This is a genomic window from Albidovulum sp., from assembly GCF_049646345.1.
In the GTDB taxonomy this organism is placed as follows: domain Bacteria; phylum Pseudomonadota; class Alphaproteobacteria; order Rhodobacterales; family Rhodobacteraceae; genus Albidovulum.
Genome location: NZ_JBARVQ010000174.1, coordinates 1 through 9,057, shown reverse-complemented (window position 1 = coordinate 9,057; position 9,057 = coordinate 1). Strand labels below are relative to the sequence as shown.

The 9,057-nt window shown below is 63.2% G+C and carries 9 protein-coding genes and 1 other RNA gene; 7 read left to right on the top strand and 3 right to left on the bottom strand.

The features are described from left to right. Positions 1–128: 128 nt before the first annotated feature. The 3 genes from WBB85_RS04360 to WBB85_RS04350 form a co-directional block, all read right to left on the bottom strand. Positions 129–818 (bottom strand): DUF533 domain-containing protein, encoded by a 690-nt coding sequence (locus WBB85_RS04360; protein ID WP_432637405.1) that lies wholly within the window; start codon positions 816–818, stop codon positions 129–131. Positions 819–880: 62 nt separating this feature from the next. Further along, an RNA gene (rnpB, locus tag WBB85_RS04355) (RNase P RNA component class A) lies at positions 881–1,289 on the bottom strand. A 33-nt stretch (positions 1,290–1,322) separates the two neighbouring features. Continuing rightward, positions 1,323–1,958: a LuxR C-terminal-related transcriptional regulator gene (locus WBB85_RS04350; protein WP_432637404.1), complete on the bottom strand. Its 636-nt coding sequence runs from the start codon at positions 1,956–1,958 to the stop codon at positions 1,323–1,325. A gap of 141 nt (positions 1,959–2,099) precedes the next feature. Between WBB85_RS04350 and WBB85_RS04345 the strand changes: the two genes are divergently transcribed. The 7 genes from WBB85_RS04345 to WBB85_RS04315 all read left to right on the top strand — a co-directional run bounded on the left by WBB85_RS04345 (position 2,100) and on the right by WBB85_RS04315 (position 9,039). Beyond that, positions 2,100–2,795 carry a CoA transferase subunit A gene (locus tag WBB85_RS04345; protein WP_432637403.1) on the top strand — a complete coding sequence of 232 codons (696 nt, stop codon included), beginning with the start codon at positions 2,100–2,102 and terminating at the stop codon, positions 2,793–2,795. A 4-nt stretch (positions 2,796–2,799) separates the two neighbouring features. Next, entirely contained in the window at positions 2,800–3,843 is a 1,044-nt protein-coding gene (locus tag WBB85_RS04340) for a GSCFA domain-containing protein (RefSeq protein WP_432637402.1), read from the top strand. Next, on the top strand, positions 3,840–4,631 hold the full coding sequence (locus tag WBB85_RS04335; RefSeq protein WP_432637401.1) for a hypothetical protein: 792 nt from the start codon (positions 3,840–3,842) through the stop codon (positions 4,629–4,631). Before WBB85_RS04340 ends, WBB85_RS04335 begins: the two co-directional genes overlap by 4 nt. 29 nt (positions 4,632–4,660) lie before the next feature. After that, positions 4,661–5,281 carry a 3-oxoacid CoA-transferase subunit B gene (locus tag WBB85_RS04330; protein ID WP_432637400.1) on the top strand — a complete coding sequence of 207 codons (621 nt, stop codon included), beginning with the start codon at positions 4,661–4,663 and terminating at the stop codon, positions 5,279–5,281. Between the two features lie 595 nt (positions 5,282–5,876). Beyond that, positions 5,877–6,566, top strand: a complete 690-nt coding sequence (locus WBB85_RS04325) for a hypothetical protein (protein ID WP_432637399.1) — start codon at positions 5,877–5,879, stop codon at positions 6,564–6,566. Positions 6,567–6,734: 168 nt separating this feature from the next. Next, positions 6,735–7,745, top strand: a complete 1,011-nt coding sequence (locus tag WBB85_RS04320) for a lysylphosphatidylglycerol synthase transmembrane domain-containing protein (protein WP_432637398.1) — start codon at positions 6,735–6,737, stop codon at positions 7,743–7,745. Further along, positions 7,726–9,039 carry an FAD-binding protein gene (locus WBB85_RS04315; RefSeq protein ID WP_432637397.1) on the top strand — a complete coding sequence of 438 codons (1,314 nt, stop codon included), beginning with the start codon at positions 7,726–7,728 and terminating at the stop codon, positions 9,037–9,039. The genes WBB85_RS04320 and WBB85_RS04315 overlap by 20 nt, the downstream gene beginning before the upstream one ends. Positions 9,040–9,057: the final 18 nt, after the last annotated feature.

Genomic DNA, 9,057 nt, shown 5'->3' with positions numbered 1-9,057 from the left:
CTTCGCCATTGTCGTTCTCCACTAGTCCGGGCAAACCGGTTGCCCGCGAAATCCTTGAAGCCCGCCTTTTAGCGAGGCTCGGGGCGGAGTCAACCGCAAATCCGGCAGCCCGCCCGGCATTTTCGCGCCTAACGGCCCATCGCGGCATGAAGCCGCGCCCGGGTCTCGGCATCAAGTCCGAGGCCGGTGGCAAGCTGGTCAAGATAGGCCTGTTCCTGTGGTGTATCCAGCCGGACGGCCATCAGTGACGATGAATAGACCTGTTCGCGCATCGAGGCCCCCGCCGCCTCGGCCATGGCCATCGCATCCACGGGCCGGTCCAGCTCGGCCTCGACAAAGGCGATTTCGTCATCGCTGGCATCGCTGAGGTGATCGAGGATCCGGGTCCGCTCATCGGCGTCGATCTCTCCATCCGCCTTGGCGGCCTGGATCATCGCCCGGATCATCAGGCGCGCGTTCTCCTCGGCGATGGGAGAGGCGGGCGAGGCTCCGGTCATCGCCTCCATCATGTCCCCCATTGCCTTGCCACCCGTCGCCGCCGCACCGGTCATGGAGCCGATCAGGCTGCCGATCCCAGCCTCGGCCGCCTCGGACGCGCCGCCAAACCGTTCGTACATCTGGCGCACCATCTTCGCCCCGCCGGGCAGGCCCATCTTCTCGGCCTGCTGCCCCCATTGATCGACCGCGCCGCCCGGCTCCCCCGCCTGTTTCAACGCCTCCTTGACGCCGTCCATCCCGCCGATCTTGCGGTACTTGTCATAGCCCCGCGCCGCGGCGAAACCGACAGCGAGCGTGGCAAGGGTCTTGACGAAACTCATGAGGAACCTCCCGGATTGATTTTCCGCATCATAACGCAGGGATCACGGCCGAGGGGGAGAAAATGCGCGGATGGCCTGTAAGCCGGATTCTGTCCACCCCGGACCTTGATCCGGGGCTGGATGACCATTCCTCTCGTCCCGCCGTTACCGGCGGGATCAAGCTGCCAACCCGGGCCTCTCGGGCTGAAGCGTCCCTGCGGTGATATCCCGGACCGAGATCCGGGATCAACCCGCGCGAGGCCCCTATTTGGCATTGCTCCCGGTGGGGCTTGCCGTGCCGGTCCTGTTGCCAGTCCCGCGGTGGGCTCTTACCCCACCGTTTCACCCTTACCTCCGCCGAAACGGGGGCGGTATATTCTCTGTGGCGCTTTCCCTCGGGTTTCCCCGGCCGGGCGTTACCCGGCACCGTTGCTTCATGGAGTCCGGACTTTCCTCGTCCCCCGAAGGGGCCGCGATCATCCGGCCATCCGCGCGGGGATTAAGTATGCGTTGTGCCGCATTCCGTCAACTGCCGTGATGCCCGTCGGTTTGACCTGCCTGATCCCGTTCACCGCCCTGTCCCGCAACCCCGTCCGGATCGGGTGTCATCAATAGCTTGCGGACCAGCTCAAAGCTGTTCCGGACCTGCATCTTGCGGATCATGTTGGCGCGGTGCACCTCGACCGTGCGGTGCGAACAATCAAGAGCGAGGGCAATCTCCTTGCTCGTGAACCCGTTCACCAGATAGCGCGCCACGCGCTTTTCTGCGGCAGTCAGCGGCCCGAACTGCGCCGGTTTGCGGTCAGCCGGACGATAGGTCCAGATCGCCAGCCGCTGCGGATCGGCGCGGTCCAGCGCCGCCCCGCAGCCCTCCATCCACACCACCTGCCCGTCCTTGCGGCGCATGAAGCGTTCGTCCTGATAGACCGGCTGTTCCATCAGCGCGCGGCGCGCCCGCTCGCCGATGACCTCATAATCGCTCTGACCCGGATAGAGACGACGGATCGACTGGCCTTCAAGCTCCGCCGGTGTCCAGCCGAAGACCTCGCGCACCCGCAGGCTAGCGCGCAGGATGACCCGGTCCGCAAGGATCAGCGTCGCGTCGGGTGCATGCAGGAAGGCCAGCCGTTCATAATCGCGTGCCGGGGCGGATGGGGGCATATCATCGCTCTCTCACATACGTATCCACATACGTATTTTTACGAATGGCAGAGCGGAACGCAATCCGTCACGGTCAGCCAAAGCACGGCCTGCGCCAAGGCGCGCAAGGGTTGTATTCAGCACATCGCAAGGAGGATGCCGGTGAAGAAAGTCTATGGCAGCGCAGCGGAGGCCCTCGACGGGCTTCTCTTCGACGGCATGCTGATCGCGGCGGGGGGCTTTGGTCTTTGCGGCATTCCCGAGCTTCTGATCGCGGCGATCCGCGATGCGGGTACCAAGGATATCACCGTCGCCTCGAACAATGCCGGTGTGGACGGGTTCGGCCTCGGTCAGCTTCTGGAGACGCGGCAGATCAAGAAGATGATCTCATCCTATGTGGGCGAAAACGCCGAATTCATGCGCCAATATCTGAGCGGTGAGCTGGAGCTGGAATTCAACCCGCAAGGCACGCTCGCCGAACGCATGCGGGCGGGCGGCGCGGGTATCCCCGGCTTCTACACCAAGACCGGCGTCGGCACCGTCATTGCCGAGGGCAAGGAGCATAAGGATTTCGACGGCGAGACTTACATCCTTGAACGCGGCATCGTCGCCGACCTTGCCGTCGTCAAGGCCTGGAAGGCCGACGACACCGGCAACCTCGTCTTCCGCAAGACCGCGCGCAACTTCAACCCACCTGCGGCCACCTGCGGCAAGGTCTGCGTCGTGGAGGCCGAGGAGATCGTCCCGCGTGGCAGCCTCGACCCCGACAAGATCCACCTGCCCGGCATCTATGTGCACCGGATCATTCAGGGCACCCATGAAAAGCGCATCGAAAATCGCACCACCCGAAAGAGATAGGCGCGTGTCCTCGCCCTATAGCGATCTGCCGACCCGCGCCTTCTGGCGCAACGCGGTGGCGACGCGGGCCGCGGCGCTGCCTGAGGATATCTATCGCCCCCGGTTCGACATCTCAGCGGCCACGCGGATCGTCACGGCAGGATCGTGTTTTGCCCAGCATGTAGGGGCGGCCCTGAAACGGGCGGGCTTTTCGGTGATCGACGCGGAGCCCGCACCGCGCCATATGTCGGCGGCGACCGCGCGCCGCTTCGGCTTTGGCCTTTATTCGGCGCGCTACGGCAACATCTATACTTCCCGCCAGCTTGCCCAGCTCTGGGGTGAGACGACAGGCCGGTTCACGCCAGCCTATCCGGTCTGGCAGTCCGGTGACCGTTTCTATGATGCTATGCGCCCGGGCGTGGAACCCGATGGCTTTTCCGACCCGACCCTTCCTGCCCGCCACCGCGCCCAGCATCTGGTCGCCCTGCGGGACGCATTCCACAGCGCCGACCTGATGATCTTCACCTTTGGCCTGACCGAAGCCTGGCACGACCCACAAAGCGGCACCGTCTATCCGACCGCGCCGGGAACCGTCGCCGATCCCCCCGCCGAAGCAGGGGTCGCTTTCGTCAACTTTTCCTGCGCCGAAGTCTTTGCTGATTTTGCCGAGTTCCGTGGCGCATTGATGGAAGACAATCCCAGTATTCGTTTCCTCGTCACCGTATCGCCGGTCCCGCTGACGGCAACCGCATCGGGCGCGCATGTCGAAGTGGCCAACAGCTATTCGAAGTCAGCCCTGCGCGCGGTCTGTCATGACCTGACCTGCCAGTTCGACAATGTGGACTATTATCCTTCCTACGAGATCGTTACCTCGCGACGGGCGGAGCCGGATGTTTTCGACGCCAATCTTCGCAGCGTCTCGGCAACGGGCGTTTCCACCGCGCTTACCCCCTTCCTGACGGCCCACGGCGCCGTACCTGAGAATGTGCCGGTCAAGGCAGCGGATGCTGACGATGACTGGGACGATCCGGCTTGCGAAGAGGCCTTGCTGGAGGCCTTCGCGCCATGAGGGAGGTTCTCGTGATCGGCAATTCGCATGTCGCGGCACTCAAACTCGGCTGGGACATGATGAATCCATCGCCTGCGGGTGTTTCGGTCAGGTTTTTCAGCGCGCCCGGACAGGGGTTCAGCCAGCTGCGGTTGCGCGGCGGTTCGCGGTTCGGTGCTTTCAAAGGGCCTGCAACACCGGCCGATCTTGTCGACAAACTTCGCCGGATCAATGGCAACAGCCATGTCGATCTGGAAAGCTTCGACGACATCCTCATCGTTGGTGGCGTGTTCCGACCGAACGCCGTGCTTAGTATCCTGCGCGACTTTGATGTCGACGAGGCATTCGATATGGGCAGTTCCCGTCGTCTGTCCGCGGCGGCCTTTTGCGCTATACTTCACGATATCGCAGAAGCCGGTTCGCCCTGGGCCTTCTGGTCAAAACTGTTGCGGCCGCGCGTGACCGTCCTGCCGAAACCAAGACCGTCAGAAACCGTCCGGACGGGCAACATCCCACAGGACGACGCGGTGCTGCAGTTTCTGTTCGGGACGACCGCCTCCGTCTCCGTTCCGCTTGATTGGCACGACGATGCCTGTGCAGCCGCTTTGGACCGTCGCGGCATCGGCTTTCTTCGACAGCCGAAAGATACCGTCGCGGAAAGCGGACTGACCTTTGCCAGCTACAGCCGTGGCTCGCTGCGCCTTAACGGGGCTGAGCAACCGGCAAATGACGCGCGCCATATGAACCCCGATTATGGCCGACGTTGCCTGCAGGACTATCTGGATCATCTGCCGCAGCTTGCGGCCTGAAAACGTGGACAAAGGAAAGGCATCGACCAATGTGGGATCGCAATCAGATGGCCGCCCGCGCGGCCGAGGAACTGGAAGACGGCATGTATGTCAATCTCGGGATTGGCATCCCGACGCTGGTCGCCAACTATGTCGGCGACAAGGACATCACGCTGCAATCGGAAAACGGCATGCTGGGCATGGGTCCCTTCCCCTTTGAGGGCGAGGAAGACCCTGATCTGATCAATGCCGGCAAGCAGACAATCACCGAGCTTTCGCGCACAAGCTATTTCGATTCTGCCCAAAGCTTCGCCATGATCCGCGGCGGCAAGATCGCGGCGGCGATCCTCGGCGCGATGGAAGTGGCCGAGAACGGCGATCTGGCGAACTGGATGATTCCCGGCAAGCTGGTGAAGGGCATGGGCGGCGCGATGGATCTAGTGGCCGGGGTAGGCCGCGTCATCGTGGTGATGGATCACACCTCCAAGCACGGCGAGTCGAAAGTGCTGAAGCAATGCACCCTGCCGCTAACCGGCAAGGGTGTGGTCGACCGGATCATCACCAATCTCGGTGTGCTCGACGTGGTTGATGGCGGGCTGCGAATCGTCGAACTGGCCGAGGGCGTGACCGAGGTTGAAATGCGCGCAGCGACCGAAGCGACGCTGGTCTGATCGGACTGCCTGCCTCCGGTTTTGATCGGGGGCATGCACAATGATCGCGGCACGAAATCATTATCGCCGGATATCGTGATTGCGGGATATGTGCTTCGAACGAACTTTGGCGCCCTTTGCCACAATTCGGCAAGGCCGCCAAAGACCGGTTATTTTGGCGCCTCTGGCCATCGGCCCCGGACCTCTGACCGCACCAATTCTGCGCGCTCGGTCACGTCGCAATCCAGCCGTCCCATTTGGTTTTTCCCAACGTTCTACCGAGGGGTTTCGCGGGAAATATGCTCGTAAATAGCATTACTATCAATAATTTAAATCAAATCCCACCTATTCGGAAAGAACTGGCAGAGCGCGGGGCGCAGGTTCCTGCTTTCAGGCAGGCACGGTGAAAAAACGCACCCGCGACAGTGGCTTGTGGGCACCCTCTGCATCTTTCGGACATGGACGGTGCTAAACGGCGATTTCGGTCGGATTTAGGCCCTCACAGCCCGCGTACCCGCCAGGTTCACCACTAAAATGCCCAAATTTTTCAACAAATGCCGAAGACATCGACGTCATCGGACAACCGAATCCATCTGTGTAAACAAGGACGATTAACATGCTATTTGACAGCCACCTGAATGCGCGCCGCAAGGTCGCCTATACAATCTCCGCCGCCGCCGTCGCTCTGACCGCGGGCCTGTCCGGCAGCTACGCCGCCGATGGTGCAAGCCCGGCCGAGGCCTACGGCAGCCCGTTCGATCAGGATAGCGCTGCAGTGCATATGGCCACCGCCTATGGTTCGCCCATGGATCAGGAAACGGCCCCGGCATACGCCATCGCCATGTACGGCACGCCCTTCGACGGCGAACCCGCGGCGCAGCGCGTTGCCGCCTATGACTCGCCCATGGATCAGGTGACTGCTCCTGCATATTCCTTCGCCATGTACGGCACGCCATTTGATGGTGAAGCGGTTGAGCGTGTCGCCGCCATCCGCACTGCTGCGGTCGTGACGCCCTTCGGCACACCTTACGGCACAGACGAGGTCGCGATGCGCCTTGCGGCGGCTTACGGCGGTCCGGACATGCTTGACGGCGGCTCGGATATCCGTCCGCTGCGGTATTCACGCGGCACCGGTGAAACGGAGATCCGGCCATTGCGCTATTCGCGCGGCGCCCCTGCCTCAGACATCCGGCCGCTGCGTTATTCGCGCGGAACCCCTGCGGCCTCCGACATCCGGCCGCTGCGCTATTCCCGTGGCAATGCACAGACCGAAGCCATTCAGGTCGCGGACAACACAGGTTCCTGATCTGACCGCGCAAACCCTGTGATCACGAAGGTACCCGCCGGGGCTCCGGCGGGTATTTCATTTTCCCGATGGCAACGTCGCCTCCCTTGCGTCGCCGCTAATACTGTCGACAGGTTCGAAACAAATCCATATTGCTGCCCCAATCCGTTGCTAGCCACCGGGGCAATGATGAGCGCCGACCTGCCCTTGACCAAGAATGTCCACCGCACGCCCGACCGGCGGGTGCGGGACCGGCTGATCATTGCCGGGCTTGTCGTGCTTTTCGTCGCCGGGCTGATCGGGCTTGCCGCCGCCACCGGATGGCAGGAAACCCGCGCCCAGATCGCGCGCCTCACGCTTTGGCAGGGCGCGGTTCTGCTGGCGCTGTCGCTGGTGAACTATGTCTTTCGTGGCCTGCGCTGGCATCTCTTTACCCGCCGCCTTGGCCTGCCCACGACGCTTGGCCAGAATATGCGGCACTTCCTTGGCGGATTTGCCATGGTCGTGACCCCGGGGCGGTTGGGCGAACTGGTGCGCATGCGCTGGCTCAGGCGCGAAACCGGCTGGGCCTTTGAGCGTACCGCGCCACTGGCACTGGTCGACCGGGCCTCTGACCTTGCCGCGATGGCGCTGATCCTCGGCCTGTCCGTCTCGCTTACCGCAACCGGTGTGACCGGTGCTGTACCGGTGACGATCCTTGCCCTGATGGCCGCTTATGTCGCGACCCGCCCGCGCCTGCTGGCAGGCTGTGTCACGCTTGCCCACCGGCTGATCGGCCGCCTGCCGCGTCTCTTCGGACGCATCCGTACAGCCGCCCGCTCGCTCGACCGGTTTTCCGGGTTGGGCGTGACGGCCCCGGCCCTTGGTCTTGGCATCATCGGCTGGATGGCCGAAGGCTATGCCTTCCACCTGCTCCTTGGTTGGATGGGTGCCGATATCGGTCTGATGAAGGCCATCGCGATCTTTGTCTTTGCGACGCTTGCGGGCGGGCTGACCGGCGCGCCGGGCGGGGTCGGCGGGGCCGAGGCGGCGATGATCGCGCTGCTGGCGCTTGACGGGGTCCCGATGGACGTGTCAGTCCCCGCAACGGCGATCATCCGTGTCACCACGCTCTGGTTCGCGCTGGGGGTCGGCATGGCCGTCTTCCCCTTCGCCGAAAGACTATCCTTGAGAGGCGTCGATGCTCTGGAAAAAGACTGACTATACCGGCTGGGGCCGGGCGCTGACCGCGACCGGAGAGATTGCACGCCCCGAACGGCGCAGCGCGCTTGACGCGATCCTGAGGGACGGGCTTATCCCTGCGATCGGCATGCGGCGTTCCTATGGCGATGCCTGCCTGAACGATGGCGGCCGGGCGATCGACATGACCCGGCTTGACCGGATGCTCTCCTTCGATGCGAAGACCGGCATTCTCGATGTCGAGGCCGGGGCGCGTGTGGGCGAGATCGCCGCCGCCTTCGCGCCGAAAGGCTGGCTGCCCGCGGTCATGCCCGGCACCGGATTTGCCACTGTCGGCGGCTGCATCGCGCAGGATGTACATGGCAAGAACCACCACAATGCGGGGTCATTCTGCCAGCATGTCGCCTCACTGACGCTATTGACCGCCAAGGGGCCGGTCGAGGTTTCGCCCGAAAAGACGCCCGCGCTCTTTCGCGCCACCGCAGGCGGGCTCGGTCAGACCGGCGTGATCGTCTCGGCGCGGCTGAAACTGCTGGCGGCGAAGGGCGATGTGATGGTCGTCACCGAACGGCGCATCGCCGACTGGGATGAATTCCTCGCCCGGCTCGATGCATCGGATGCGACATATTCCGTCGGCTGGATCGACGCAACGGCGACGGGTGCTGCCCTCGGGCGAGGTATCCTGGAAGAGGGGGAAACCGGATCGGGCCTCATCCCCCAGCGCCCGACCTCGCGCAAGGTGCCGTTCAACGCCCCGCGATTTGCGCTTTCGGGCCCGGTCGTGCGGCTTTTCAATCACGCCTATTACCGGCGCGTGCCGGAAACCGGGCGCACCGTGGTCAAGCCGATCTCGGATTTCTTCTTTCCGCTCGACAAGATCCATGACTGGAACAAACTTTACGGCAAAGCCGGGTTTCACCAGTTCCAATGTGTGGTGCCGATCGCATCCGCGCCTGCCTTGCGCGAGATGCTGAACCGGATCGCGACCTCCGGCCTTGCATCGCCGCTCGCGGTGTTGAAACGCATGGGGCCGGGGCGTGGCGGTTATATGAGCTTTCCGATGGAAGGGTATACGCTGGCTGTCGATTTCCCGAACCGTGCCGAGGCACGCGAACTGATCCGGCGGCTGGAAACCCAGACCATCGCCGCAGGTGGACGTGTCTATTTTGCCAAGGACAGCCTCGCCGAAGGTGTGGATATCGGCGCGATGTATCCCGAAATCGCCGATTGGCGGAAAGAGACCGCGAAGGCTGATCCTGAGGGGCGTCTGGCCACCGATCTGACCCGCCGACTTTCGCTGAGGAGCGCGCCATGAATTCGACCTGGATCATTC

Bases quoted from the DNA above. Each gene is read 5' to 3' on its own strand.
- WBB85_RS04320 (WP_432637398.1), top strand. From the start codon at position 6,735: ATGAGCGCCGACCTGCCCTTGACCAAGAATGTCCACCGCACGCCCGAC.
- WBB85_RS04330 (WP_432637400.1), top strand. From the start codon at position 4,661: ATGTGGGATCGCAATCAGATGGCCGCCCGCGCGGCCGAGGAACTGGAA.
- WBB85_RS04325 (WP_432637399.1), top strand. From the start codon at position 5,877: ATGCTATTTGACAGCCACCTGAATGCGCGCCGCAAGGTCGCCTATACA.
- WBB85_RS04360 (WP_432637405.1), bottom strand. From the start codon at position 818: ATGAGTTTCGTCAAGACCCTTGCCACGCTCGCTGTCGGTTTCGCCGCG.
- WBB85_RS04335 (WP_432637401.1), top strand. From the start codon at position 3,840: ATGAGGGAGGTTCTCGTGATCGGCAATTCGCATGTCGCGGCACTCAAA.
- WBB85_RS04350 (WP_432637404.1), bottom strand. From the start codon at position 1,958: ATGCCCCCATCCGCCCCGGCACGCGATTATGAACGGCTGGCCTTCCTG.
- WBB85_RS04315 (WP_432637397.1), top strand. From the start codon at position 7,726: ATGCTCTGGAAAAAGACTGACTATACCGGCTGGGGCCGGGCGCTGACC.